Annotated in this window: 25 protein-coding genes and 1 pseudogene; 10 read left to right on the top strand and 16 right to left on the bottom strand. The window is 73.9% G+C overall.

The annotated features are described in order from the left end of the window. Nucleotides 1–134: 134 nt before the first annotated feature. The gene (locus ABD223_RS30360) at nucleotides 135–941 is read right to left on the bottom strand and encodes a DUF4394 domain-containing protein (protein ID WP_344040036.1); all 807 of its coding nucleotides are present in this window, start codon (nucleotides 939–941) and stop codon (nucleotides 135–137) included. Nucleotides 942–1,064: 123 nt separating this feature from the next. On the opposite strand from ABD223_RS30360, the gene ABD223_RS30355 reads away from it, so the two are divergent. Beyond that, the gene (locus tag ABD223_RS30355; RefSeq protein ID WP_344040035.1) at nucleotides 1,065–1,580 is read left to right on the top strand and encodes a sigma-70 family RNA polymerase sigma factor; all 516 of its coding nucleotides are present in this window, start codon (nucleotides 1,065–1,067) and stop codon (nucleotides 1,578–1,580) included. After that, nucleotides 1,577–2,209 carry an anti-sigma factor family protein gene (locus tag ABD223_RS30350; protein WP_344040034.1) on the top strand — a complete coding sequence of 211 codons (633 nt, stop codon included), beginning with the start codon at nucleotides 1,577–1,579 and terminating at the stop codon, nucleotides 2,207–2,209. The genes ABD223_RS30355 and ABD223_RS30350 overlap by 4 nt, the downstream gene beginning before the upstream one ends. A 165-nt stretch (nucleotides 2,210–2,374) precedes the next feature. Here the strand turns inward: ABD223_RS30350 and ABD223_RS30345 are convergent, their stop codons facing one another. The 6 genes from ABD223_RS30345 to ABD223_RS30320 form a co-directional block, all read right to left on the bottom strand. Further along, nucleotides 2,375–2,830, bottom strand: coding sequence for a DUF4383 domain-containing protein (locus ABD223_RS30345; protein ID WP_344040033.1), 456 nt, complete (start codon nucleotides 2,828–2,830; stop codon nucleotides 2,375–2,377). A gap of 236 nt (nucleotides 2,831–3,066) precedes the next feature. After that, a complete protein-coding gene (locus ABD223_RS30340) occupies nucleotides 3,067–3,735 on the bottom strand; it encodes a fasciclin domain-containing protein (RefSeq protein ID WP_344040032.1) in 669 nt (222 codons plus the stop codon). 125 nt (nucleotides 3,736–3,860) lie between these two features. Then, nucleotides 3,861–5,411 carry a molybdopterin-dependent oxidoreductase gene (locus ABD223_RS30335; protein ID WP_344040031.1) on the bottom strand — a complete coding sequence of 517 codons (1,551 nt, stop codon included), beginning with the start codon at nucleotides 5,409–5,411 and terminating at the stop codon, nucleotides 3,861–3,863. A gap of 124 nt (nucleotides 5,412–5,535) precedes the next feature. Continuing rightward, nucleotides 5,536–6,297 (bottom strand): anti-sigma factor, encoded by a 762-nt coding sequence (locus ABD223_RS30330; RefSeq protein WP_344040030.1) that lies wholly within the window; start codon nucleotides 6,295–6,297, stop codon nucleotides 5,536–5,538. Next, nucleotides 6,294–6,902: an ECF RNA polymerase sigma factor SigK gene (gene sigK, locus ABD223_RS30325; RefSeq protein WP_344040029.1), complete on the bottom strand. Its 609-nt coding sequence runs from the start codon at nucleotides 6,900–6,902 to the stop codon at nucleotides 6,294–6,296. Before sigK ends, ABD223_RS30330 begins: the two co-directional genes overlap by 4 nt. 148 nt (nucleotides 6,903–7,050) lie before the next feature. Continuing rightward, nucleotides 7,051–7,773, bottom strand: coding sequence for a hypothetical protein (locus tag ABD223_RS30320; protein WP_344040028.1), 723 nt, complete (start codon nucleotides 7,771–7,773; stop codon nucleotides 7,051–7,053). 128 nt (nucleotides 7,774–7,901) lie between these two features. On the opposite strand from ABD223_RS30320, the gene ABD223_RS30315 reads away from it, so the two are divergent. The 3 genes and pseudogenes from ABD223_RS30315 to ABD223_RS30305 all read left to right on the top strand — a co-directional run bounded on the left by ABD223_RS30315 (nucleotide 7,902) and on the right by ABD223_RS30305 (nucleotide 9,107). Then, nucleotides 7,902–8,126 carry an STAS domain-containing protein gene (locus tag ABD223_RS30315; RefSeq protein WP_344040027.1) on the top strand — a complete coding sequence of 75 codons (225 nt, stop codon included), beginning with the start codon at nucleotides 7,902–7,904 and terminating at the stop codon, nucleotides 8,124–8,126. A 64-nt stretch (nucleotides 8,127–8,190) separates the two neighbouring features. Next, nucleotides 8,191–8,529, top strand: a pseudogene (locus ABD223_RS43685) (beta-ketoacyl synthase N-terminal-like domain-containing protein); the annotation flags it as partial. A gap of 161 nt (nucleotides 8,530–8,690) precedes the next feature. After that, nucleotides 8,691–9,107, top strand: a complete 417-nt coding sequence (locus tag ABD223_RS30305; RefSeq protein WP_344040025.1) for a KR domain-containing protein — start codon at nucleotides 8,691–8,693, stop codon at nucleotides 9,105–9,107. Nucleotides 9,108–9,445: 338 nt separating this feature from the next. Here ABD223_RS30305 and ABD223_RS30300 read toward each other — a convergent pair whose 3' ends face one another. The 8 genes from ABD223_RS30300 to ABD223_RS30265 all read right to left on the bottom strand — a co-directional run bounded on the left by ABD223_RS30300 (nucleotide 9,446) and on the right by ABD223_RS30265 (nucleotide 19,063). Then, nucleotides 9,446–10,072, bottom strand: a complete 627-nt coding sequence (locus ABD223_RS30300; protein WP_344040024.1) for a DJ-1/PfpI family protein — start codon at nucleotides 10,070–10,072, stop codon at nucleotides 9,446–9,448. A 98-nt stretch (nucleotides 10,073–10,170) separates the two neighbouring features. After that, entirely contained in the window at nucleotides 10,171–10,977 is an 807-nt protein-coding gene (locus ABD223_RS30295) for an ABC transporter ATP-binding protein (RefSeq protein WP_344040112.1), read from the bottom strand. Then, nucleotides 10,977–12,053 carry a FecCD family ABC transporter permease gene (locus tag ABD223_RS30290; protein ID WP_344040023.1) on the bottom strand — a complete coding sequence of 359 codons (1,077 nt, stop codon included), beginning with the start codon at nucleotides 12,051–12,053 and terminating at the stop codon, nucleotides 10,977–10,979. Before ABD223_RS30290 ends, ABD223_RS30295 begins: the two co-directional genes overlap by 1 nt. Continuing rightward, entirely contained in the window at nucleotides 12,034–13,161 is a 1,128-nt protein-coding gene (locus tag ABD223_RS30285; protein ID WP_344040022.1) for an ABC transporter substrate-binding protein, read from the bottom strand. The genes ABD223_RS30290 and ABD223_RS30285 overlap by 20 nt, the downstream gene beginning before the upstream one ends. A gap of 207 nt (nucleotides 13,162–13,368) precedes the next feature. Continuing rightward, on the bottom strand, nucleotides 13,369–14,379 hold the full coding sequence (locus ABD223_RS30280) for a GlxA family transcriptional regulator (RefSeq protein ID WP_344040021.1): 1,011 nt from the start codon (nucleotides 14,377–14,379) through the stop codon (nucleotides 13,369–13,371). Then, nucleotides 14,379–14,618, bottom strand: coding sequence for a hypothetical protein (locus ABD223_RS30275; protein WP_344040020.1), 240 nt, complete (start codon nucleotides 14,616–14,618; stop codon nucleotides 14,379–14,381). Before ABD223_RS30275 ends, ABD223_RS30280 begins: the two co-directional genes overlap by 1 nt. Before the next feature lie 310 nt (nucleotides 14,619–14,928). Then, complete coding sequence (locus tag ABD223_RS30270; protein WP_344040019.1) at nucleotides 14,929–17,160, bottom strand: heavy metal translocating P-type ATPase; 2,232 nt, start codon at nucleotides 17,158–17,160, stop codon at nucleotides 14,929–14,931. A 13-nt stretch (nucleotides 17,161–17,173) separates the two neighbouring features. Beyond that, nucleotides 17,174–19,063: a cytochrome c oxidase assembly protein gene (locus tag ABD223_RS30265; protein WP_344040018.1), complete on the bottom strand. Its 1,890-nt coding sequence runs from the start codon at nucleotides 19,061–19,063 to the stop codon at nucleotides 17,174–17,176. A gap of 105 nt (nucleotides 19,064–19,168) precedes the next feature. Between ABD223_RS30265 and ABD223_RS30260 the strand changes: the two genes are divergently transcribed. Both ABD223_RS30260 and ABD223_RS30255 read left to right on the top strand, forming a co-directional pair. Next, nucleotides 19,169–19,903, top strand: a complete 735-nt coding sequence (locus ABD223_RS30260; protein ID WP_344040017.1) for a DsbA family protein — start codon at nucleotides 19,169–19,171, stop codon at nucleotides 19,901–19,903. A gap of 5 nt (nucleotides 19,904–19,908) precedes the next feature. Further along, a complete protein-coding gene (locus tag ABD223_RS30255) occupies nucleotides 19,909–20,454 on the top strand; it encodes a vitamin K epoxide reductase family protein (protein ID WP_344040111.1) in 546 nt (181 codons plus the stop codon). Between the two features lie 15 nt (nucleotides 20,455–20,469). On the opposite strand, the gene ABD223_RS30250 is transcribed toward ABD223_RS30255, so the two are convergent. Further along, the gene (locus ABD223_RS30250) at nucleotides 20,470–21,021 is read right to left on the bottom strand and encodes a sigma-70 family RNA polymerase sigma factor (RefSeq protein ID WP_344040016.1); all 552 of its coding nucleotides are present in this window, start codon (nucleotides 21,019–21,021) and stop codon (nucleotides 20,470–20,472) included. Between the two features lie 63 nt (nucleotides 21,022–21,084). Here ABD223_RS30250 and ABD223_RS30245 point away from each other — a divergent pair, with 63 nt between their 5' ends. The 3 genes from ABD223_RS30245 to ABD223_RS30235 all read left to right on the top strand — a co-directional run bounded on the left by ABD223_RS30245 (nucleotide 21,085) and on the right by ABD223_RS30235 (nucleotide 24,295). Beyond that, complete coding sequence (locus ABD223_RS30245; protein WP_344040015.1) at nucleotides 21,085–21,825, top strand: zf-HC2 domain-containing protein; 741 nt, start codon at nucleotides 21,085–21,087, stop codon at nucleotides 21,823–21,825. A 314-nt stretch (nucleotides 21,826–22,139) separates the two neighbouring features. Then, nucleotides 22,140–23,255 carry a FecCD family ABC transporter permease gene (locus ABD223_RS30240; RefSeq protein WP_344040013.1) on the top strand — a complete coding sequence of 372 codons (1,116 nt, stop codon included), beginning with the start codon at nucleotides 22,140–22,142 and terminating at the stop codon, nucleotides 23,253–23,255. Continuing rightward, nucleotides 23,252–24,295: an ABC transporter ATP-binding protein gene (locus ABD223_RS30235; RefSeq protein ID WP_344040012.1), complete on the top strand. Its 1,044-nt coding sequence runs from the start codon at nucleotides 23,252–23,254 to the stop codon at nucleotides 24,293–24,295. Before ABD223_RS30240 ends, ABD223_RS30235 begins: the two co-directional genes overlap by 4 nt. Nucleotides 24,296–24,320 lie beyond the last annotated feature (25 nt).

Below are 24,320 nucleotides of genomic sequence, written 5' to 3'. Positions count from 1 at the left end.
GCCGCGTGCCCGCCGGCGGGGCGGTCCCCGCTCGGCGAGGTCGACCCGGGCGGCCGGCGGCCACGGCACCGGTGACACCGGCCGCTTCGCCGGCGCACCGGGGTGCGGGTCGGGGGTGACCCGCACCCCGCCGGTCAGGCGCGGAAGGCCAGGCCCACGACGTTGCCGAGTGCCAGGCCGACGAGCCGCGCGCGTCCGGTCCCCAGGTCCACCCGGTAGACCGCCGAGCCGGAGGCGGCGAGGGCGGTGCCGTCGGGTGAGATGTCGAAGCCGTTGCCGGCGTCGATGCGGGCGCCGAGCCGGCCCACGGTGAACAGCTGCCCCGTGTTGGGTGACACGACCGGGGTGACGCCGGCCCGGGTGCCCTGGGTGACCAGGGTGCCGCGCGCGGAGTCGATGGCGTAGAGGGTGGTGCTGGTGGCGCCGGCGACGCTGTTGGTGTAGCCGGCCGCGGCGACCTTCGGCGTCGTGCGGGCGTCCGGGTAGGCCAGGGCGCCGTCCACGGCCGCCACCGCGCCCGTGTCGGGGTGCAGCCGCAGGTTCTGCCCGGTGGAGGTGACCAGGCGGATGCGGTCCACGGTGGGGTTGAAGTCGAAACCGACCGCGCGACCTTCCAGCACGACCGGCGCGCCGATCCCGGTGGCCTGGCCGGTGCGCGGATCGACGGTGTAGAGGCGGCCGGACCTGCCGATGCCGTAGAGCGCGCCGCCGGCGGGCCGCACGTCGATGCCGACGAGGCGGTCGTGCTGGTCGAGGCCCCGGACGCGGACGCGGCGCCCGAGCAGGGGCAGGGCCGACGAGCCGGTGGTGAGCGTGCCGTCCTCGGTGAGCAGGTGCACGTCGGCGGTTCGGCCACCGGTGGCGTTCGCGGTGCCCGGCGCGACGACGACCGCCGCGAGGGCGGCAGCCACGACCAGCGCGGCTGTGCGGGTGGAGTGCATGGGTCCTCCTGGGTGCGTGGATTGCCCGTGTATACGCACCCCGGTGCAGTTGTGTTGAAAGCCGGCTCAAACCCTTCGGCTTCCTGCCGCGTACGTCCAGTGAGCGGAGGGGAGGGCGCGGGGATGATCGAACGACAGCGGTTCGACCTGGCTGCCGAGGACGGGGTCCGGGCGGCGTACGCCGCGCACGGCCCGGAGCTGTACCGGTACGCCTACCGGCAGCTCGGCGACGACGGCGCGGCGCAGGAGGTGGTGCAGGAGGTGTTCCTGCGGGCGTGGCGGGCGGCGGACCGGTTCGACCCCGAGCTGGCGAGCCTGCGGGTGTGGTTGTTCGCCATCGCCCGCAACGCGGTGCTGGACCAACTGCGGCGGGTCCGCCCGGCGGGCTCGGAGCGGGCGCCGGAACAGGCCGACGCGGGGTTCGCGGACGCGGCGTTGGACCGGTGGCTGGTGGAGGAGGCGCTGACGCGGATCAGCGCGGACCACCGGATCGCCTTGGTGGAGACCTACTTGCGCGGCAGGTCCTACCGGGAGGTGGCCGCCGAGCTGGTCATCCCGCAGGCCACGCTGCGCAGCAGGGTGTTCTTCGGCCTCAAGGCGTTGCGCCTGGCCCTGGAGGAGATGGGGGTGCGACCGTGAGCCCGGATCCGTTCCGCGAGCAGTTGGGCGCGTTCGTGCTGGGGCAGTTGCCGCCGGAGCAGGAGCCGGCCGTGCGGGCGCACGTGGACGGCTGCCTGGCGTGCCGAACGGAGGTGGTCGAGCTGCGACCGGTCGCCGAGCTGCTGCGCCTGGTCGACCCGGACCGGGTCACCGGGGAGGCGCCCGTGCCGCCGCACCTCGGGGAGCTGGTGGTGTCGCGGGTGCGTGCCGAACGCCGTCGCCGGGTGCCCCGGTGGGGCGCCACGGCCGCGGCGGCGGTCCTGGTCTCGCTGGTGTCGGGCGGGATCGGCTGGTACGCGGGACAACCCTCGCTCCCGCTGGAGCCGGTCGCGGTCCAGGCGGGGGCCGGGGTGCGGGCACGGGCGGCGCTCGTGCCGCACACGTGGGGCGTGGAGATCAAGCTGACGGCGTCGGGGTTCACCGCGGGACGGGCCTACCGCGTCGTGGTCACCGACCGCGAGGGGAGGGAAGCGTCCGCCGGCGCCTTCGTCGGCACGGGCGACGCGCCGATGACCTGCAACCTCAACAGCTCGGTGCTGCGCGGTGACGCGACGCGGTTCGCCGTCCTCGGCGACGACGGCGAGGTGGTGCTCACCGCGAGCCTCTGATCCGCACCGGGGGCCTCCGGCAGACTCGCCGGAGGCCCCCGCCACCGTGTCGTACCGCGGCACCAAGCGCTCAGCCGACCGCGCCGCCGACGGCGGCCCGCTCGACCACCCGGGCGGATCGGGAGCGCTCCGGTGCCCTGGCGTCCGTTCCGGTGCCGCGAAGGGTCAGGCGGTCGTGTGGACGGCGCGGCGGCCGGTGAGGACACCCAGTGCGATCATGCCGAGGCCCAGGGCCAGGTGCAGCAGGTTGTCCGCGGTGTTGACCGGTACGAAGTTCGCGGCGCTGTCGTGGTCGATGACCAACCCGTAGAGGAACAGCACCAGGTAGATCACCCCACCACCGATCAGGAACACCCGCGCTCCGCCGGCCGAACGCGCCAGCACCAGTCCTGCGACGCCGAACAGCAGGTGGACGACGTTGTGCAGGACCGATACCTGGAACAGGCCCAGCAGCATGGCCTCGGAGTGGTGGCTGGCGAAGCTGAGCTGCCCGTAGTCGGTCGTGACGCCCGGGATGAACCCCAGAACGCCGACCAGCAGGAAGACCGCCCCCACGGTGGCGGCCAACTTCTGCACAAGGCTCTTCTCCGCACTGGTGTTGCCGGTGGCGCGCGTCGTCATCGATCCTCTTCTCCCAGGTCGTGCCCTCGCCGTGCGGGTCGGACCGACCGTGCTGGATTGCCGGTTTCCCCTGTGGTTCGGTCGGTGCGCCCCGCCGGATTGGCGATGGAGGTGAACGCCGCCGGCTCGTCATCGATTCGTGTCGAAGTCGCGATGTGCGATCCCGCCGCCGGCACGCCGCGCACGAGGACGACCCGCGGCCCGAAGGCCGCGGGTCGTCACCTGACCGCGGGAGGTCAGCCCGTGGGCATCATGACCTTGTCGATGACGAAGACGGTGGCGTTGGCGGTGGGGATGTTGCCGCAGAGCACCTTGGCGTCGTTGACGGTGAGGTCGTCGCCCGAACCGGCGACCTTGAGCGAGCCGCCCTGGACGGTGGTCAGCGTGGCGGCGTCGAGGATGCCGTCCTTGTCCATGCGCTGGGGCACGACGTGGTAGGTCAGGATCGACGTCAGCTTCGGCTTGTCGGCCAGCACGGCGTTGAGGGTGTCGGCGCCGAGGGCGTCGAAGGCCGGGTCGTAGGGCGCGAACACGGTGTAGCCGGCGTCGGTCTTGTTGAGCGTGTCGACCAGGTCCGCGGCCGTCACGGCGGCCACCAGCTTGGTGAGCAACGGGTTGTTGCTCGCCGCGGTGGCCACCGGGTCGTCGACCATGCCGTCGAGCGAGCCCTCGTTGGTCGTCTCCGCGGGCAGGCTCGCGCAGCCGGCGCCGAACACGTCGTCGGTCTTGGTCACGCCGTCGCTCATCGCCATGGACGACGAGGTGGTCGTGGTGGCCGCGGCGGCGGTGCTCGACGCGGTGTCACCGGAACCGGTGGGGGGCTGTTCGCCGTTGCCGCAGGCCGCCAGCGAGAGGGCCAGGCCAGCGAGGGCGCCGACGGCGGCCAGTCGCGGGGTCTTGCGCATGGGGGATCACTCCTTGTTGATGTCCCGGTGTCGTGCTTCCGGGTTCTTCATGAGAAGTTCGGCGCCGCGACGGCTGCGGATCGCGACCGCGCGGTCACGGTTGGATCACGCCGGGGGCCGAGCTGTCAGGCCTGGGCGGTGAAGACGATGGACTGCCAGCCGCTGGCGCCGTCCGGGATCGGTTCGGCGCGCTCGTCGGTCTGCGTGTAGCCGGAGCGGTCGGTGGCGCGGCACTGGATGGTGTGGCTGCCGGGCGGGAGGTCGAGCTCCACCCGCCACATCCGCCACGTGTCGATGTTGACCTCGGTGCTCAACTCGGCCTGCTGCCACGGGCCCTCGTCGAGGCGGACCTCGACCTTGTCGACCCCGGTGTGCTGGGCCCACGCGATGCCGGCGGCGACGAACCTGCCCACGGGCACTTCCTCGAAGCCCTTCGGGCGGTCGACGCGGGACATGGTCTTGATCGGCGCCCGCTGCGCCCACCCGCGCCGCACCCAGTAGGGGTCGAAGGCCTCGAAGGTGGTCAACTCCGCGTCCACCAGCCACTTGGTGGCCGACACGAAGCCGTACAGCCCCGGCACCACCATCCGCACGGGGAACCCGTGCTCGACGGGCAGCGGTTCGCCGTTCATGCCCACGGCCAGCAACGCGTCGCTGTTCGGATCCATGATCGCCTCGACGGGGGTGCCGCAGGTCCACCCGTCGACGCTGCGGGTCGCGAGCTGGTCCGAGCCGGGCCGCACGCCGGCCTCCAGCAGCAGGTCGCGCAGCGACACGCCGATGAAGTTGGTGGTGGAGACGTACGGACCGCCGACTTCGTTGGAGACGCAGCACAGCGTGATGGTCTTCTCCACCAGCGGTCGCCCGATCAGGTCGTCGTAGGTGAGGACGAGTTCGCGGTCGACCATGCCGTGGATGCGCATCCGCCAGTCCTGCGCGCGCAGGCGCGGCACGGACAGGGCGGTGTCCACCCGGTAGAAGTCGGCGTTGGAGGTGATGAACCCCGGAGTGCCGTCGCCGGCGAAGTCGGCGCCGGCGGGTATCGGCGGCGCCAGGCTGTCGGGCGAGAGCCGGATGGACCGGCGTGAGGCCTCCACGTCCACTCGCCCGGTGAACAGCTGCCCGGCCGCGGCGGCGACCCCGGCGCCCGCCGCCACGGCGGTGGAGGTGACCAGGAAGCGTCGCCGACCCAGCCCCGGCACGTCCCAGTCCACGGTGCGGGTGCTCGCGCCTTCCGGCGTGCTGCCCGGTGCGCTGTCCTGGATCGGCGTCCTCGCGCCACGGGCACGCCGTGCGAGTGAGTGCAGCCACCAGAACACCCCCACCCCCACGAGCAGGCTCGCCACCGGCGCCAGCAGTCCCGCCGAGCCGACCGAGGGGCGCGCCAGCACGGCTGCGAAGGCCAGCACGCCCAGCAGGGCCGCCACCACCGCGCCCGGCACCGCGCTGCGTCGTGACAGCAGACCCGCCGCGACGGCGACCAGCGTGATCACCACCGCCATCCCGCCCAGCAGGACCGGCTTGTCGTCCTCGCCGAACGTCCGGATGGCGAAGTCCTTCACCGGGTGGGGGGTGAGGTCGATCGCGGTGTTGCCGACCGCCAGGAACGGCGAGGCGAACGGTTCGACGAACCCGGCCACCAAGTGCCCGGCCGCCAGCGCCGCGGCGACCGACACCAGCCCCACCGCCGCGGCGACCGGAATGGACAGTCGTGGCCGGGGATCGGCCCGGCGCCGAGTAGGGGTCGCTTCGTTCACACCTGGTGTTCGGCGCCGGTGACCCTGCGGTTCGGTCGTGCGCTCACGCGAGGGGGAGCACGACCACCGCGTCGGTGGTCGGCTTCGCCGATCCCCCGCGTGGTTCGACCGTCAGCCCGATCCTGTCCGCCGCGGTCACCCCTTGGGCCAGCAGCGGTCGGGGATCCGCCGCCGGACCCAGCAACCCGGCCGAGCGGGGACCGCCGCGACCGATCACCCACAGCTGGTAGGTGCGGTCCTCGGGCAGCTCCGCCAGCCCCCGGGCCAGGAACAGCGCCGCGCCCCGACTGGGTGACACCACGGCCGTGCCGGTGCCGCCACCGGAGACCTCGCCGTGGACGAGCTTGACGTCCGGAGCGGCCAGCAGGTCGGCGAACCGGTCCTGCTCGGCGGTGACCTGGCGCAGCGCGTCGACTTCGCGTTCCAGGTGTCGACCACCCTGCACGCCGTGCGCGCCGATCCCCACCGCGACCAGCACACCGGCCGCGGCGGCCAGGGCGCCGGCGCGCCGCGCCCAATGCCCCCACCCGGTGCCGGTCTGTGCCATCGGGGTGACCTCGGGGGGCAGTTGCCGGGTCTGGAAGGCCACGGCCAACACCCGATCTCGCAACTGCGGTGGAGGCTGGGCCTGCACCGCCGAACCGAGCCGCGCCGCGGTTTCGCCCAGTTCGGCCACTTCCCGCGCGCAGCTCGCGCACTGCGCCAGGTGGACCTCGAAGGCCCGGCTCTCCAGGTCCGACAGCGCGTTCAGCGCGTACGCGCCCGTCAGCGTGTGGAGCTCGGCGTTGATCGAGTCACCGTTCACCGGGTCCCCCCCAGGCAGTCGCGCAGTCTGATCAGGCCGTCGCGCATCCTCGTCTTGACCGTGCCCAGGGGGATGGTCAGCAAGCTGGCGACCTCGGGATAGGTGTAGCCCTGGTAGTAGGCCAGCAACACCGACTCGCGCTGCACCTCGGTCAGCGTGCTCAGGCACTGCCGCACCTGGCGGCGTTCGAGCCGCCCGGCGACCTGTTCGCTGACCTCGTCGAACGGGGTCACCACGCCCAGGTCGGCGGCCCGCTGGTCGCGCTGCGCCGCGGCCTGCGCCGAGCGGACCCGGTCGACCGCGCGGCGATGCGCCAACATCAGCACCCACGTCGACGCGCTGCCGCGCCGGGGGTCGAACCTGCTCGCCGTGCGCCACACCTCCACCAGCACCTCCTGGGTGACCTCCTCGGACTGGGCATGATCACGAACGACCCGCCGCACCAACCCGAGAACGGTCCCGGCCACCCGGTCGTAGAGCAGTTCGAACGCGTTCTCGTCACCCCGTGCGACCCGGTCGAGCAACTCCTCCGCCGGCACCGGCGGGGCGTCACCCTCGTTCACACCCGACGACACGCCCCGCAGCGACCGTTCCCGCTCCGGCATGACACCCCTTCCCTCCACGGCACTGGCAGTTGTTCGGAGCAGGGGCGCGATCGGATCGGCCACGGGTGCGGGACCACCTGGACGGGGGCGGGTCAGCCCGCGGGAGCGTGCGCCTGCCCCGGCGCACGCTTCCGCGGGCCGGGCCGGCTCAGCGCCGACCGGGCGCCAGGTCAAGCCCGAGGTCCAGGTCCGAACCCAGGCCGAGGCCCAGGCCGCCCCGCCAGGTGCGGAACGGGCCGCAGGCGGCGGGTGAGGTGGCTTCCAGCGGCAGGGACGGGTCCAGGTCGCTGGGCGCCGCGCCGTCGTAGGCGCCGCTGCGGTTGGGGTCGATGCCGTGCACGACCAGCACCGCCTTGCCACTGCGGATGTCGTTGGCCACGTCCGGGGTGACCGTGGTGGTGCGCCGGTAGGTGTAGGAGCGCCCCTGCGGGGTGGGGAAGCGGTCGACGGCCAGGCCGCTGGCCGGGCTGGTGTCGCCGGTGGTGGTCAGCGAGGTTCCGATGTGTCCGTAGAACGGGTGACCCTCGGTGGTGTTGACGATGCCGTCGCCGCTGGTGTCGGCGTTCTGGGAGGGGCAGCGCCCCTGCGCGCCGATGTGGATGTGCTGGGCGTGCGGTGCGCCGGCCAGCACACCGCGCACGCGGAAGGCGATGTCCACCCGATCGCCGCGCAGCACCAGGGCTCCCTGCCCGTCGGCGCCGCTGTGGTTGAGCGGTCGCAACTGCACCGTGGCGACGGTGGTGCCACCGCCACGTCCGCCACCGGTGTCGTGCCCCTCGTGGGCCGAGGCCACCGCCGGCGCGGTGAACGCCAACGCGAGCGCGGCCAGCGGAACTGCCGCACGTGCCGTTCCGGTCTTGGGAGTCTTCATCGTCCGTGCCTTTCCTCGCTGGTGCCGAAGCGGTCCGGCGGAACACCGCGGATTCGGACTCGTCCGCGATCCGGATTGCCCGGCGGGCTGCCCGGTGCCCGGCGGAAGCGGGTTCGCGTGTCGGGGCGTTGCTCGACGGCGGGGCTCCCGGCCTGGTCCTCGACCTGTCGGGGGTGACCTCCTGCGACTCGTCGAGCCTGGCCACCGCGATCGTCCTGTGGCAGCACGCCGCCGAGATCGGCACCGGGTTCGTCCTGGTGGCCGTTCCCGACCGACTCGTCCGCCTGATGCGCGTGGCCGGCGTGCAGAGCCTGATCCCCGTCTGTCCCGCAACCTGGTCCGCCGGTTCATGACCCGGTGACCGTCGGGCGGTCGATGTCACTCGATGGGCTGATACCGGGCGGGTGACACCCTGCCGTGCGCCTCCCGGCCGGCCGGTGCCCGACGATCACCGGTCATGTCGGACAGGATCGCGGTCGTGGGTGTGGGTGCCGGTTGCCCGGTGGGGTGACCGATCTGGACGGGCTGTGGCCTGTGCTGGTGCAGGGGCGCGACGTGGTGGGCGGACCGCCCGCGGACCGGTTCGACACCCAGCGGTACTGGGACGGCGACCAGGTGCGGCCGGGCAAGTCGTACACGTTCACGGGCGGTTACCTCGACGACCTGGCCGGGTTCGACGCGGAGTACTTCGGGATCAGCCCGCGGGCGGCGGCCAACGTCGACCCGCAGCAGCGGCTGCTGCTGGAGCTGGGCGTGGAAGCGCACGACCTCGGCGGGGTTCCGGCCGGACCCGGCGGGCACCTACCTCGTCACCGGCGGCGCCGGCGGGTTCGGCGCCGAGACCGCGCGGTGGCCGGCCGACCGCGGCGCCCGGCACCTCGCGCTGGTCAACCGGCGCGGCGGCGCCGGGCGCCGCGGTGCTGGACCGTGTCACCGACGGGCACGACCTCGACCTGTTCCTGATGTTCTCCTCGGCCGGGGCGGCGTTCGGCAACGCCGGGCAGGCCGCCTACACCGCGGGCAACCTCTTCCTGGAGGCGCTGGCCCGCGCCCGTCGGGCTCGCGGCCTGGTCGGGCAGGCCATCGCCTGGGGCGCGTTGGACGAGGTCGGCTACGTGGCCCGCACCGAGGGCGCGGCGAGGACCGTCACCAGGGCGGGGCCGGCGCTGCTGCCGCTGCGCGAGGTCAGCCGGGCGCTCGACGACCTGGTCGGCGGGCCCGAGGTCGCGCTCGTGTGGAGCCACGACGGGCAGTTCCTGCGCAGGCTCCACCCCCACCTCGCCACGCCGCGACTGGGGGAGCTCACCGGGGGGCGATCCCGCCGACGGCGGTGAGTACGACGAGCCGGCCGAGCGGCTGAAGGCGGCGTCGGTGGAGGTAAGCCATCCTGGAGCTGTCGGGCAACGACGGGGTGCTCGTCTGGCCAACGCCCCGTACCTGCCCGGCCTCGGCGGCACCGGCGGCACGCACGGCGAGCCGGCGTACCCGATCCTGCGGGCGAGTCGCCCGCAGGCGGTCGCGATCGCGACCTCGCGAGCGCACCCGCACGACGCCGTCTTCGGCTCACCCGCTCCCTGACCGCACGTCCCGCCTCGGCGGAAGCGGGACGTGCGTCGACATGCCTGCCCCGCGGTCGCCGATCAACCCTGCCTCGGACGAGGGACCTCGGGGATCACCCGGACAACTTGCTCATCGCGCTCTCGACGACGGCCGCCGGAGCGGAATCCACGGAGCCCGCGTCGTACGGTGGCTCCGGTGCGTACTCGATGACGAGTTGCACCGCCTGCGCCACGTCGTCGCCGGCGATCAGGCCCGCCAGGGTCAGGGCCATGTCGATGCCCGCGGACACGCCGGCCGCGGTCGCGTAGTGGCCGTCGATGACGACCCGCTGCTTCGACGGCGTCACGCCGAACCCGGCGAGCTGGTCGAGTCCCGCCCAGTGGGTGGTCGCCCGGCGGCCGTCGAGCAGCCCGGCGGCGGCGAGGAGCAGGCTTCCGGTGCAGACGGAAGTCGTCCAGGCGCTGTTCCGGTCGACCGTGCGCAACCACTCGTGCAACCCGGTGTTGGACATCTGCTCCAACTGCCCCGGGCCGCCTCCGACGACCACCACGTCGGGAGCGGTCACGTCGGCGAGGGTGGCGACGACGTCGATCGACAGGCTTCCCAGGTCGTTGCGGACCAGGCCCGGCTCGTCGGCGACGAAGACGACTTCGGCGTCCGGGAGGCGGCCCAGGACCTCGTAGGGCCCGAGGACGTCCAACGAGGTGAACCCGGGGTAGAGAACGATGGCGAACTGCATGTCGAGCCCCTTCGGTCGGGTGGTGCCGCGCCGGTCGGATCCGGACCGGGAACCGGTGGGCGTCCCGCGCCCGTCCAGGACTTCGGCCCGCCCGTCGCTCACAGGTGTTCGTCGTCGCGGGAGGTGGTGGCCGGGTCGTGGCCGGCGGAGGCGACCGCGATGCGGGGTCGGCCGGTGATCGGGTGGGTGTCGAGCACCGCGCGCACGCCGAACACGTCGTGCACGAGGTCGGGCGTCAGGACGTCGGTCGGGGCGCCCACCGCCACGAGCCTGCCCTGCGCCATGACCGCCACGCGGTCGCAGTAGGAGACCGCGTGGTCGAGGTCGTGCAGGGCGGTGAGCGTCGTCAGGCCCAGGCGCCGGAGCAGGTCGAGGACCTCGAACTGCGCGCGCACGTCGAGGTGGTTCGTCGGCTCGTCGAGGATCAGCAGCCCGGCCTCCTGCGCGAGCGCGCGGGCGATCAGGACGCGCTGCTGCTCACCGCCGGACAGGGTCGTGAACGACCGCCGGGCCGCCCAGCGCATGTGCACGTCGTCGAGCGCCCGTTCGACGACCCGGTGGTCGTGGTCGGTGTCCCGGTCGAGCAGGCCCTTGCGGGGTGTTCGTCCCATGGCGACGACCTCGTGGACGGAGAACGCCGCGTCGAGCGCGGTGTGCTGGGTGACGATCGCGCGGCGGCGGGCGGCCTCCCGCGCGGACAGGCCCCACACGTCCTCGCCGTCGATGAGCGCCGCTCCGGCGCTGGGGCGCAGCACCCGGTAGGCGCTGCGCAGGAGCGTGGACTTCCCGCTGCCGTTGGGGCCGACGAGCCCGACCACCTCGCCCGGTGCGATCCGGAGTGACACGTCGGAGACGATCCGGGTCGAGGCGATGTCGACGCTGGTGCCCGCGAACTCCAGCCGCATCACGATCCCTCCCGCCGCCTGTTGCGCTGGAGCAGCCACAGCAGCACGGGCACGCCGATGCCGGCGGTGAAGATGCCGACCGGCAGCTCGTTGGGTCGGTCGACCGTGCGGCTCGCGAGGTCGACGAGCACGAGGAAGGTCGCACCGGTGAGCATGGCCGTGGGCAGCACGCGCCGGTGTTCGGCGCCCACGACGAGGCGGGCGATGTGGGGGATCACCAGTCCGACGAACCCCAGGCCGCCGGCGACCACGACGACGGTCGCGGTCATCAGCGAGGTCACCACGAGCAGTCGGCGCCGCAGGCGGTGCACGTCGATCCCGAGCCCGGCCGCGGCGTCGTCGCCGATCATCAGCGCGTTGAGGGCGCGCCCCTGCGCCAGCAGCCAGGTGACCCCCAGTGCCAGGGCGGTCGTCGGGATGCGCAGGTCGGACCACTCGGCTCCGGCGAGGCTGCCCATGACCCAGAACATGATGCCCGCGAGCTGGTTGGGGTTGGTCTGGAGCTGCACGAAGCTCGTGGCCGCGACCGCGAGGTAGCCCACCGCGACGCCGGAGAGGATCAACCGGGTGTCGGCGAGCCGGCCGCTCCGCTGGGCCAGCAGGAACACCGCGACCGTGGTGAGCAGCGCCGCGGCGAAGGCGCCGCCGGTCACGCCCAGCCCGTGCAGCGCCGCGGAGCCCGAAGCCATGACGAGCACCGCTCCGAAGGACGCGCCGGGGGTGACTCCCAGCATGTAGGGGTCTGCGAGCGGGTTGCGGACCAGCGCCTGGAGACCGACCCCGATGACGCTCAAACCCGCGCCGACGACGGCGGCCACGAGGACCCGCGGCAGGCGGAGGTCCCAGACGATCTGGTCGTGGAGCGGGTCGAGGCCGGCGGTGTCGCCGATGACGTGGCGCGCGATCACGTGCCACACGTCGCGCGCGGGCAGGGTGACCGTCCCCAGCGACACGGAGGCGGTGATGGCCGCCACGAGCGCCGCCGTGAGCGCCGCGCACAGCAGGATCGTCGCGCGGCCGGCCACCGGGTGCGGGCCGCGCGACGGCGCGGCGCGGCTACCGCGGGTGCGCGGCATCGGCGATCTTCTCCACGGCGTAGGCGTTCGCGGGTCCGAGGAACGCGCCGTCGGCGACGGTGGCGTAGATCCTGGTCTTCGACGCCTCCCACTGCGGGTATTGCCGGAACAGCCGGTCGGCGAGCTGGTCCGCCTCGTCCGCCTCGGAGGGGTCGGACAGCCCGATCACCAGCACGTCGACGTCGGCGGACGCCAGGGCCTCGGCGTTCAGGTTCGACGTCAGCTCCGGGTTCGGCTCGTCGCTCGGGAAGGCGTTCTCGCCGCCCGCCGCCTCGATGACGTCGTCGTAGATGCCGCCGGAGAACACGGCGGGCAGGTTGTTGGTGCTCATCATCGCCATGCCGGGGTAGGTCAGCAGCACCTTCTTGCGGTCCTTGCCCGCGACGCGGTCCCGGACGGCCGCGATCCGGTCCTCCAGCCGGGTGACGAGGTCCGCCGCCTCCCGCTGCCGGTCGAAGATCACGCCGGTCTGCGTGATGAAGTCGAAGGTCGATTCGATCGACTGCCGGTCGTAGGCGGCCTGGTCCGCGGCCGACGGGTTCGTCGCCCCGTACGCGCAGTCGACCGGGTTGACGTAGGAGTCGATCCCGGCGTCGGCCAGCTGCTCCCGGGTGGCGAACCCGCTCTCGGCGTCGAACCCGCCGCTCCAGGTCGACACCACGAGGTCGGGCCCGAGTTCGAGCACCTTCTCGGCGGGCACGTCGAAGTTCTTGTTCCACTCGGCGCCACCGGTCGGCAGCTTCGCGACCTCGGCGACCATCGTCGGGTCGTCGGAGACGACGACGCGTTGCGCGTTCGCGACGACGCGGTCCTGGAGACCGAGCAGGACGTAGGTCTGGACCTCTCCGACGGACACGCCGTTCATGATCAGCACGCGCTCGGGCGGCCGGTCGAACGTCACCTCCCGGCCGCAGTTGTCGATCGTCAGCGGGTACGACGTCTTCGTCGGCGCCGCGCGTCCCACCGAGGTCGCCGTGCCACCCGATCCGGGCTCCACCGGGTCGCCGGAGCCGCAACCGGCGACCAGCAGGCCCGCCGTGGCCGTGAGCACCGCGGCGGCACGCCGCCTCGCGTTCGGTCGCGCGGATCGCAGTGATGCCAGGAACATCTCCAGGTCCACCTTCCGGCGTCGAGGGGTCGGCCAGGCCGGGATGACCCCGCGGCGGCGGGGATCGGGCGCCTCGGGCCGCGGTGGCCCGCAGTCAGCGATCTTCGGTCGTTCGACCACGAGCGTAGGGGCGTCACGTCACGCGGCCCATGTCGTGCAGGCCAACAAATCTGCCACCCGGTGGGCGGGGCTCACGCGGCGCGGTGATCATCGAGGACCGGGGTCGATCGCCGACGAATTGGCGAACGCGCGGCGGTACTCCGTGGGGGAGACGTCGAGTTCACGCATGAACGCGCGGCGCATGGTCTCCGGCGTCCCGTACCCGCAACGGCGCGCGATGCCGATCACCCCGTCGCGGGTGTCGGTCAGCATGCGCTGCGCGGCCTCCAACCGGACGAGGTCGACGTAGCGGCCCGGGGGCATCCCGACCTGCTCGGTGAACGCGCGGGCGAACTGACGGGGTGACAGACCGGCGCGCCGCGCCAGCGCGGGGACCGACAGGTCGGCCGCCGGGTTCGCCGCGGCCCAGTACTGGACCTCGCGAAGCGGGTCGGAGCGGGCGACCTGGGCGGAGAGCTGCACGCTGACCTGCGCCTGGTTGCCCGGCCTGCGCAGGAAGACCACCAGGAGCCGGGCGACCTCGTGCGCCACCGCGCGACCGAAGTCCTCCTCGACCAGCGCGATGGCCAGGTCCACCCCGGCGATGACCCCCGCCGAGGTGTAGACGGGGCCGTCCCGGACGAAGATCGGCTCCGGGTCGACCCGCACCCGGGGATGCCTGTCGGCGAGGTGGGCGCAGGATTCCCAGTGGGTCGTCGCCCGGCGGCCGTCGAGCAGCCCGGATTCGGCCAGGAGCCACGCCCCGGTGCACACCGACACCACCCGCTTCAGACCGGGGGCACGCGCGCGCAGCCACGCCACGAGCCGGTCGTCGACGCGTTCCACGCCCGGTCCACCCGGCACGAGGAGCAGGTCGGGGTCCTCGGCATCGGCCAGGTCGAGGTCGGGGACCAGCCGCAGACCCCCGGCGGCCCGCACCGCCTCGCCCCCGAGCGACGCCGTGCGGACGACGTAGGGAGGCGCGCTCGCGGTTCCCGTGAAGCGCGCCGCCACCGAGAAGACGTCCAGGGGCCCCGCCACGTCGAGGGGCTGCACACCGTCGAACAGGACGATGAGCACCGACTGGGTGCCCACCCCGGCAACACCGGCGCCGCTCATCACGCCACCGAGGTCGCCGGGCGCCGCGCGGCGACGAGGAGGCCGGACGGGCCCGGGGCGCCACCCCTGCCCTTGACCGCGGTGGCGGGCGCCGGTTCGACGTGCGCCCGAGCAGGACCGGCGGTGACGGCGGTGGACAGGCGGGTGGCGACGAGGGCGCCGCCGGGTGCGCGCGGGCGTCCTAGGCGGACCGGCATGGTCGGGGTGCTCCTGGTGAAGTGGTGTGGTGCGCGGTTCATCGGCAACGGGCGGTCCTCGGCGAAGGCGCTGTGATCACCGGTTCCCGCTTCCGGCCCTGCCCGAACGCGTCGGAGCGCGGGGTGCGGCGACGATGTCCAGGTAGTCGTGCGGGCGGCCCGCGCGGTTCCCGGCCGAGGCGTGCGGCGCCGCCGGGGGCACGCGGGTCCGTCCTGGTCGTCCCCGCGGCGCGGTAGGCGGAGGGCCGAGAGGCTCGTCCGGCCCTCCGCGTCACCACCGGTCATCCCATCGGGAGCGCTCAGCCGGCATCCATGTAGTCGGGTGGCGGCGCGCTCCGGTTCCCGGCGCCGGTCACCCGGTTCCCACCGCGCTCCTGTCGGGGAGGTAGCCGCGCAGCCTGAGGCTGTTGGCCACCACCAGCACCGAGGACAGGGACATGGCCGCACCGGCGATGAGGGGGTTGAGGAGGCCGAAGGCGGCCAGGGGGAGTGCGGCGGCGTTGTAGCCGAACGCCCAGGCGAGGTTGCCCCGGATGGTGCCCAGGGTGCGGTTGGCCAGTTCGACGGCGTCGGGCACGGCGTGGAGGTCGTCGCGGACGAGGATGACGTCGGCGGCCTGGGCGGCGACGTCGCTGCCGCGCGCCATCGCCATGCCGAGGTCGGCGGCGGCGAGGGCGGGCCCGTCGTTGACGCCGTCGCCGACCACCGCGACCCGGCGCCCGGCGGCGCGCAGCGCTTCGACCGCGGCGACCTTGTCCGCGGGGCGCACGCCGGCCAGGACGTCGGGGACGCCGACCTCGTCGGCGACCGCGCGGGCCGCGGCGGAGCCGTCGCCGGTGAGCAGCACGGTCTTCAACCCGAGGGCGTGCAGGCGGGCGACGGCGTCGGCCGCGGACGGGCGCACGGTGTCGCGCACGGCGATGCCACCCACCACGGCGCCCGCGCGGGCGACGAGCACGCCGGTCGCCGTCCCGAGGTCGTCGAGCCACCGGTGGGCCTGCTGCGGCGCGGTGACACCGAGTTCGGCCATCAGCGCGGCCGTGCCCACGACGACCGGCGCGCCGTCCACCTCGCCGCGCGCCCCGGCGCCGACCAGCGCTTCGAACCCGGTCACGGCAGGCAGCCCCTCGCCCGCGGCGGTCACGACGGCCGCGGCCACTGGGTGCTCGGAGGCCGCTTCCACCGCGCCCGCCCAGCGCAGCACGTCCCGCTCCGGCGCGTCGGCGAACGCGGCGGTCGCCACGACGGCCATGCGCCCGGTGGTGATGGTGCCGGTCTTGTCGAGCACGACGGTGTCCACGGCGCGGGTGGCCTCCAGCGCCTCGGGGCCCTTGATCAGCACGCCGAGCTGCGCCGCGCGGGCCACGCCGACCATCAGCGCGGTCGGGGTGGCCAGCCCCAGCGCACAGGGGCAGGCGATGATCAGCACGGCGACCGCGGCGGTGAACGCCTCGCGCGTGCCGTGCCCGGTGACCAGCCACCCGGCCAGGGTCAGCGCCGCGAGCACCAGCACGACGGGCACGAACACCGCGCACACCCGGTCGACCAGCCGCTGGACGGCGGCCTTGCGCTGCGCGGCCTGCTCGGCCAGTGCGCTCATCTGCGCCAGCTGCGTGTTGGCGCCGACTTCGGTGGCCCGGACCACGAGCCGCCCGCTGCGGTTGACCGTGCCGCCCACCACCCGGTCGCCGGGGCCGACGTCGACCGGGACGGACTCGCCGGTGATGGCCGAGGTGTCCAGGGCGGACGCGCCGTCGGTGACCACGCCGTCGGCGGGCAGCGCCTCGCCGGGGCGCACGGCGAACAGGTCGCCGACCCGCAGCGACGCGGCCGGGACCGGCTGCTCCACGCCGTCGCGCACCACGCGGGCGTCTTTGGCGGCCAGGCCGGCCAGGGCGGTCAGCAGCCCGACGGCGTTGCGCCGCGAGCGGGTCTCGAAGTAGCGCCCGGCCAGCAGGAACGTGGTCACCCCGGCGGCCACGTCGAGGTAGACCGCGTCCGCGCCCTCCGCGGTGACGCCGAACCCGAGCCAGTAGCCGGGGCCCGACGCGCCGGCCGCCAGGGACCACACCGCCCAGCCGAAGGAGGCGAGCACCCCCAACGAGACCAGGGTGTCCATGCTGGAGGACCCGTGGCGCAGGTTGCGCAGCGCGGCCCGGTGGAACGGCCAGGCGGAGTAGGCCACCACCGGCAGCGCCAGCAGCACGCACAGCGGCTCCCAGCCGGGGAACCGCAGCGAGGGCGCCAGCGCGAGGCTGATGGACAGGTTGCCCAGCGGGATCGCCAACACCGCGGCGACGACCAGCCTGCGGCGCAGGTCGGCCACGGTGGCGGTGTGGGCGGCGCGGTCGTCCTCGGCGCGATGGCGCACCCGCGCGTCGTAACCGGCCTTGCGCACCGCCTCCACGGCGTCGTGCGCCCCCAGTCCGGTGGGCAGGTGCACGATCGCGCGTTCGGTGGCGTAGTTGACCGAGGCGCGCACCCCGTCGAGCCTGTTGAGCTTGCGCTCGATGCGCCCGGCGCACGCCGCGCAGGTCATGCCGGACACGGCCAGTTCGACCGGCGCGTCCACCGTGGTGGTCATCTCGTGGTTCTCCTCAGTCCCGCCGACCGGCGAGGTCGGCGAGCATGGCGTTGTAGGCGGCCATCCGGTCGTCCTCGCCGCTGTCGAGGCGGCGGTCGAGCCGGGTGGCCTCACGGCGGTCGGCGACGGCCCACTGGCGCAGCAGCGCGACCACCACGACCAGCATCGGCAGCTCCCCGGCGGCCCAGGCGATCCCGCCGCCGAGCCGCTGGTCGGTCAGCAGGTCGGGCACCCAGGGCAGCGCCAGGTGCCGGTAGTAGGTCTCGGCGATCACGCTCCGGGTGTTCATCAGGACCACGCCGAAGAAGGCGTGGAAGGGCATCACCGCGAACAGCAGGCCCAGCCGGGCCAGGTGCGGCAGCGGGCGGGGCGGCCGGTCCACGCCGATGACCAGCCAGTAGAAGACGTAGCCGGACACCAGGAAGTGCAGGTTCATCACCTGGTGCGCCCAGTGGAAGCGCATGGCCTCGCCGAACAGGCCGGAGAAGTACAGCAGGTAGGACGACGCGACGAACACCACCGCCGCGACCGCCGGGTGCGCCACGAGCCGCGCCGCCCGGCTGTGCACGAGCGCGACCAGCCACCCCCTCGGCCCGGCCGGCAGCACCCGCAGCGCCAGGGTGATCGGGCCGCCGAGCACCAGCAGCACCGGGCCGAGCATGTTCAGCGCCATGTGGGAGACCACGTGCAGGCTGAACGTGCCCGACGCGAACCGGCCCAGGCCCGACGAGGTCACCACCAGCACCACCGCGCACCCGGCCAGCCACGCCACCGTGCGCCCGACCGGCCACCCGTCGCCCCGGCCGCGCAACCGGCGCACCCCGACCAGGTAGGCGGCGGCCAGCAGCAGCGCGCCCACGCCCAGCACCAGGTCGAGCCGCCAGCCGAACAGCAGGTCCGCGGCGGACAGCGGCCGGGGCAGTTCGTAGCCGAGCACGGTCTGCTGCACCGAAGGGCGCGAGACCAGCCACGACGGCGGCACCAGGTGCGTCAGCCCCACCGACGCGCCGACCGCGACACCCAGCGCCACCAGCTCCGCGCCCAACGGGCGGGACGCGCCCCACCGCCGGCGCAGCAGCGGCACGGCGGCGCACACCGCGACCTTGGCCGCCAGCAGCAGCCCGTAACCCGACCACAGGCCGGCCGGACCGGCCGCCACCAGGCCGGCGACCGAACCGCTGAGCACCAGCACCACCAGGCACACCGCACTCACCCGGTGGTAGCGGCGCAGCACCCGCTCCCGGTCCGCCGCACCGGGGCGCCGCAGGTACGACCGCAGCGCCACCAGCGCGCCGACCCACACCGCGGCGGCGGGCACGTGCCACACCACCGCGTCGGTCGCCACGTCGTGCCACGCGCCCACCGACAGGTGCCCGGCCACCACCGGCGGCAGCAACCCCACCGCGCCCACCGCGAACCACAGCACCGCGACCGGCCACGTCAGCGTCGAACGCGCCCCGACCGCCACCACCGACGCGGCCACCGCCGTGCACGACCACGCCTTCGGCTCCTCCGTCGCCGCCACCAGCTCACCCAGGTGGGCCCACACCACGCCCGGCGGCTGCCCCGAGGCGTCGCCCGCCGACAACGGCACCGCCACCGCCGACGCGACAGCCCACACGATCGCCGCCCCGGCTGCCAACCGGACCGCGGCGTAGGCGTCGGCGGTCAGCCCCCGTGCCCGCCCGGACGGCACGACGAACACGGCGAAGCCCAGCGCGCCGACCGCCACCACCGCTCCCGCCTCGGCGGTGAACCGGACCACCCCGAACAGCCATGACGCCACCCGCCCCGGATCGGTGTCACCGAGCACCCCGTGCACGTCACCCGCCGCCAAGACGACGTGAGTGACGCACGACACCGCCATGCCGACCGCGAGCACAGCGGTCCTGTCAACCCTCACGACTACACCAGTCGGGTGAACGAGGTGCGGAGTTCCCGGAACTACTCGGATCGTCATCCGACTAACTGGACGAGAAGCCGTCCCCGATCAGAAGCGACGTGTTCGATGTCACGCACAAGCCGCAAGAAGAACCGCAGCATCATGGCCGCGCGCCGCGGTCCCTCCCTCAACGTCATCCTCACGGGTGTCGTCATCCTCGTCGCGGTCCTGGTGATCGGCGGGGTGCTGGTGGTCAACCGGTCGGGCGACGAGGGCGCCGCGTCGAACGAGGCGCTCGTCCCCGCGGGGGCGCACACCCTGTCCAAGGTGGAGGGTGACCGGGTCACCCTGGTGGAGTTCCTGGACTTCCAGTGCCCCGCCTGCGCCTCCTACTACTCGGGCATCACCAAGAAGCTCGAACAGGACTACCAGGGCCGCATCACGTTCGTGGTCCGCAACTTCCCCCTGGAGGTGCACCCGCTCGCGGTGCCCGCCGCGCGCGCCGCCGAGGCCGCCGCGAAGCAGGGCAAGCACGCCGAGATGTACCACGCCCTCTACGACAACTTCGAGGAGTGGGCCGTGGACGGTCGGACCACCAGCGCCGACACCGCCCGCGCGACCGCGAAGTTCGAGGAGTACGCCACCGCGGCGGGCCTGGACCTGGAGCGCTTCCGCGCGGACGTGGCCTCCGACGAGGTCCGAGCCACCATCGACCGCGACGTCGCCGACGGGACGGAGCTCGGCGTCAACAGCACCCCGACGCTGTTCGTCAACGGTGAGGAGTTCCAGCCGGGCGGGGGCTCCACGGCCGACGTCGACCGCGAGCTGCGCGCGAAGATCGACGCCGCCCTGGCCGGGTGAGCACGGTGAACCGCCGCCTCGCCCGGCTCCACGTCGTCGGCGGCGGCCTCGGCCTGGCCGCCGCCACCGCGCTGACGCTGGAGAAGGTCGCCAAGCTGCGCGACCCCGCCCACGTCCCCACCTGCTCGCTCAACCCGATCATCTCCTGCGGGTCGGTCATGGACAGCCCGCAGGCCGAGGCGTTCGGCTTCCCCAACCCCCTGATCGGCATCGCCGCGTTCGCGGTCCTGGTCACCAGCGGGGTGGCGGTGCTCGCCGGGTTCGAACCGCCCCGCTGGTACCGGGTCGCCCTCAACGCCGGCGCCGCCCTCGGCGCGGTGTTCGTGCACTGGCTCATCGCGGCGAGCCTGTACGACATCCACGCCCTGTGCCCCTACTGCCTGGTCGTCTGGGCCGTCACCATTCCGGTCTTCTGGTACACCACGCTGGACACGTGGCCCGCCCTCGCGCCCCTGAGGCGCGTGCACAGCGCAGTGCTCGCCCTGTGGTACGTGCTGATCGCCGGCCTGGTGCTGGTGGAGTTCTGGGACTACTGGGTGAGCCTGCTGTGACGGGGCCGCGGAAGGTCACCCCGCTTCGGTGGCCTCGTCACCCGTGGCGCGCAGCAGGTCGTCGCGGGCACGGGCGACCCGGGAGCGGATGGTGCCGACCGGGCAGCCGGCGACCTCGGCGGCCTCGGCGTAGGGCAGGCCCAGGACCTGGGTGAGCACCAAGGCCTCGCGGCGGTCCGGGGTCAGGGCGTCGAGCAGCAGGTTCAGCTCGACGGCGTCCTCGAAACCGGTGTCGACCGCCCTGCGGTCGGCCTCCTGCGCCCAGTCCGAGCCCGACGACAGCCGGGGGCGCGACCGGGCCGTGCGGATCTGGTTGATCACCACGCGACGGGCGATGACCAGCAGCCAGGTGCGGGCGGAGGAGCGCCCGGCGAAGCGGCGCAGGCTGGTCAGGGCGCGGGCGTAGGTCTCCTGGGCGAGGTCGTCGGCCAGGTCGACGTCGGCCAGGTGGGCGACGAAGCGCCACACGTCGCGCTGGGTGGACCGGACGAACCGCTCCAGGGCGGCGCGGTCGCCGGAGCGCGCGTCGAGCGCCCAGCGCGTCACCTCGTCGTCGAAGGCTGTCACGATTCCGGATGGTAACGACACGGTGTCGGGAACTGGTGAGCCGAATGGGGCGACTATAAGTGCGTGGACTGCCAATCCTGCCGTGAAGCGCTCTCGGCCCGCCTGGACGGCGAGGCCGAGCCCGTAGCTGCCGCCGAGACGGACGCGCATCTGGCACAGTGCACCGCCTGCACCCGCTGGCAGGCGAGCGCACACGCCCTGACCAGGACCATCCGCGTCCGCCCCGTCGGGCCGGAGCCGGACCTGGTCGACGCCGTGCTGGCCGCCGCCCCGCCCCGCCCCACCGCCGAAATCCGCCACATCGCCCTGACACCGCGCCTGGCGCTGGCCGCGGTCGCCATCGTCCAGCTGTGGCTCGCCCTGGCCCAGCTGCTCGCCGGCGCCACCGGCGCGCACGGCGGCCACGGGTTCTCCACCCACCTGTTCAACGAGGGCGCCGCCTGGAACCTCGCACTCGGCATCGGCCTGCTGGTCGCCGCCGTGAGCGCGCACCGCGCCGCCGGGCTGCTGCCCACCCTGGGCGGCTTCGTCGCGGTGCTGCTGGCCTTCTCCGTCAACGACCTGCTCGCCGGCACCGCCACCACCACCCGAGTCGTCTCCCACCTGCCCCTGGTGGCCGGTCTGGCCCTGCTCTACCTCGTGGCCCGCGCGCACCGGGAGCCGACTCCGGGCACGCCCGCCAGGGAAGACCGCGACGACCTCGACCACCACGACCACCGCGGTGACGAGACCGCCCCGCGCCCCGGTGGGCGTCGCGGACAGCAGCGTCACCTGCGACCCACCGCCCACCGACGAGCCGCCTGACCCACGGACACGCCGGGGCGGTCCTCTTCCACCGCCCCGGCGTCGCACACCGCCGCTGAGCCCATGCCGTGCCGAGCCGCGGCGCACTTCTTCCTGCGCCCGGAGCGGACGGCCGGGTCCGGGACCGACGTCGAGCCGTTCCGGCGGAGCGGCCGGGGCACGTCCAACAGGTCGGCCGGTGGAGTTCCCGGCTCGTGCGAAATCTCCACCATCTGCGCGTTTTCGCGATGCTCGGGAACCAGGTGGCGCTGTGGCACGACTTCTACGGTGGTGGCCGGTTTCCGGGTGTCCGGAGCGGAGGAGCAAGGTGCGCGGTGTCGAGCAGTGGCACGCATGTCGAGGACGCGGTCGAGGACGAGGCCATCGCACCGCCGCGGAAGACCGGGGCACGTCGGCGCGTCGGCTACGTGGCCGGCTTGTTCGGGCTGCTGGTCCTCCTCTTGCTGGCCGCGGTGGTGGTTCTGATCGCGCAGGGCTCGATCCCCATCCCGATCGGTGAGGTCCTGCGCATCCTGACCGGCCGGGAAGCCGAGTCCGCGGTCAACCGCACGATCGTGCTGGACGCGCGGTTGCCGAAGGTCGTGGCCGGGTTGCTGGCCGGGGCCGCCCTGGCGGTGGGCGGGGCGCAGATGCAGACGCTGTTCCGCAACCCGCTGGCCGACCCGTTCGTGCTCGGTGTCAGCTCCGGCGCGATCCTCGGCGCCTCGATCGTCATCCTGGGCACCAGCGGCGTGGGCTGGCTGTCGGGTCTCGGGCTGGTCAGCCGGCTCGGTGTCACCGGCGCCGCGGTCGCCGGGGCCGCCGGGGTCCTGCTCATCGCGCTGGGCGTCGCCCGTCGCGTCGGCGACCCGGTCGTGGTCCTGGTGGTGGGCGTGATGCTGGGCTACCTGGCCGGCGCGGTGGTGGACATGCTGGTCTACTACACCGACCCGGATCGGTTGCAGGCGCTGGCGACGTTCACCCGCGGCTCGGTGCGCAACGTGACCTGGAGCGAGTTGCAGGTCGTCGCCGCGTCCTGCGCGGCGGTGCTGGTGCTGTCGGTGTTCCTGGCCCAGCCGCTCAACGCCCTGCTGCTCGGCGATCGGTACGCGGGCAGCCTGGGCGTCAACGTCCGCCGCGTGCACTTCCTGTCGCTGGCGAGCGTGGCCGTGCTGTCGGGGGTCACCACGGCCTACTGCGGGGCGATCGGGTTCGTCGGGCTCGCGGCGCCGCACCTGGCCCGGGGTCTGCTGCGCACCGCCGACCACCGGGTGGTCCTGCCCGCCGGCGCCCTGATCGGTGCGGTGATCGTGCTGGTGGCCGAGTACATCGCCGGTGGCAACGGGCTGACCGGCACCTCGCTGCCGCTGAACTCGGTGACCGCGTTCGTCGGCGCGCCGGTGATCCTGTGGGTGCTGCTGTCCGGCCGGGCGAGGAGGCGGGCGCGATGACCGAGGACCTCCGACCGGTCCTGCGGGCGGTGGCGCTCGCCGCCGGCTACCGGCGCCGTCGCCGGCGCCCGGCGGTCACCGTGCTGCGCGACGTGCACCTGGCGGCCCGGCCCGGTGAGCTGATCGCGCTGATCGGCCCCAACGGCGCGGGCAAGTCGACCTTGCTGCGCACCCTGGTCGGTGCGCAGCCCTCGCTGGCCGGCCACGTCCTGCTCGACGGACGGGACCTCGCCGCCCTGTCGCCGCGGCAGCGGGCGCGGCGTCTGGCGGTCACGCTGACCGAGCCGGTCGACGTGGGGCAGATGAGCGTCGAGGCGGTGGTGGCGCTGGGTCGGATGCCCTACCGGTCCTGGATCGGTGGGGAGAAGGCGCGGGACCGCGCCGCGGTGGACCGGGCCCTGGCCGATGCCGGCGTCGAGGACCTGCGCCACCGCCCGTTGACCGACCTGTCCGACGGCGAGCGCCAGCGGGTGATGGTGGCCCGCGCGCTGGCCCAGGAGCCGGCGGTGCTGGTGCTGGACGAGCCCACCGCGTTCCTGGACGTGGCGCGCCGCATCGAGTTCGCGGCGATGCTCACCCGGCTCGCGGCGACCACCGGGGCGGCGATCGTGCTGTCGACCCACGACCTGGGGTTCGCGCTGCGCCGCGCCGACCAGGTGTGGCTGGTCGGCGGCGACGGCACGGTGACCGCCGGCGCACCCGAGGACCTCGCCTACGGCGACGCCGTCACCCGCACCTTCACCGGCGAGAACATGTCCTTCGACGATGCCGCGGCCACCATCGTCGTCGCCGACGGCACCGAGCCGGGCGCCACCGTGCGGGTGGTCGCCGACGGGCGGCTGCGCCAGTGGGCCGAGCACGCCGTGCGCCGCGCCGGCTGGGAACCCACCGCGGAGCCGTGCGGCCACGTCCTGAGCATCGAGCACGGCGCACCGTGCCGCTGGGACGTCAACGGCGCACGGGGCGCCGGCTTCGACTCCCTGGTCGCGCACCTGCGCGACCGCACCGCGCCGCTGCCCGAAGACGCGCGGACCGGGTGACACCCACCCGCCGACACCCCTTCCC

This window comes from Saccharothrix xinjiangensis, from assembly GCF_039527585.1.
Classification (GTDB): Bacteria; Actinomycetota; Actinomycetes; order Mycobacteriales; family Pseudonocardiaceae; genus Actinosynnema; species Actinosynnema xinjiangensis.
The sequence above is the reverse complement of the archived record's forward strand: the minus strand, read 5'-3'. Positions and strand labels throughout refer to the sequence as shown.

Bases quoted from the DNA above. Each gene is read 5' to 3' on its own strand.
- ABD223_RS30360 (WP_344040036.1), bottom strand. From the start codon at position 941: ATGCACTCCACCCGCACAGCCGCGCTGGTCGTGGCTGCCGCCCTCGCG.
- ABD223_RS30355 (WP_344040035.1), top strand. From the start codon at position 1,065: ATGATCGAACGACAGCGGTTCGACCTGGCTGCCGAGGACGGGGTCCGG.
- ABD223_RS30345 (WP_344040033.1), bottom strand. From the start codon at position 2,830: ATGACGACGCGCGCCACCGGCAACACCAGTGCGGAGAAGAGCCTTGTG.
- ABD223_RS30340 (WP_344040032.1), bottom strand. From the start codon at position 3,735: ATGCGCAAGACCCCGCGACTGGCCGCCGTCGGCGCCCTCGCTGGCCTG.
- sigK (WP_344040029.1), bottom strand. From the start codon at position 6,902: ATGCCGGAGCGGGAACGGTCGCTGCGGGGCGTGTCGTCGGGTGTGAAC.
- ABD223_RS30320 (WP_344040028.1), bottom strand. From the start codon at position 7,773: ATGAAGACTCCCAAGACCGGAACGGCACGTGCGGCAGTTCCGCTGGCC.
- ABD223_RS30300 (WP_344040024.1), bottom strand. From the start codon at position 10,072: ATGCAGTTCGCCATCGTTCTCTACCCCGGGTTCACCTCGTTGGACGTC.
- ABD223_RS30295 (WP_344040112.1), bottom strand. From the start codon at position 10,977: ATGCGGCTGGAGTTCGCGGGCACCAGCGTCGACATCGCCTCGACCCGG.
- ABD223_RS30290 (WP_344040023.1), bottom strand. From the start codon at position 12,053: ATGCCGCGCACCCGCGGTAGCCGCGCCGCGCCGTCGCGCGGCCCGCAC.
- ABD223_RS30285 (WP_344040022.1), bottom strand. From the start codon at position 13,161: ATGTTCCTGGCATCACTGCGATCCGCGCGACCGAACGCGAGGCGGCGT.
- ABD223_RS30280 (WP_344040021.1), bottom strand. From the start codon at position 14,379: ATGAGCGGCGCCGGTGTTGCCGGGGTGGGCACCCAGTCGGTGCTCATC.
- ABD223_RS30275 (WP_344040020.1), bottom strand. From the start codon at position 14,618: ATGAACCGCGCACCACACCACTTCACCAGGAGCACCCCGACCATGCCG.
- ABD223_RS30270 (WP_344040019.1), bottom strand. From the start codon at position 17,160: ATGACCACCACGGTGGACGCGCCGGTCGAACTGGCCGTGTCCGGCATG.
- ABD223_RS30260 (WP_344040017.1), top strand. From the start codon at position 19,169: ATGTCACGCACAAGCCGCAAGAAGAACCGCAGCATCATGGCCGCGCGC.
- ABD223_RS30235 (WP_344040012.1), top strand. From the start codon at position 23,252: ATGACCGAGGACCTCCGACCGGTCCTGCGGGCGGTGGCGCTCGCCGCC.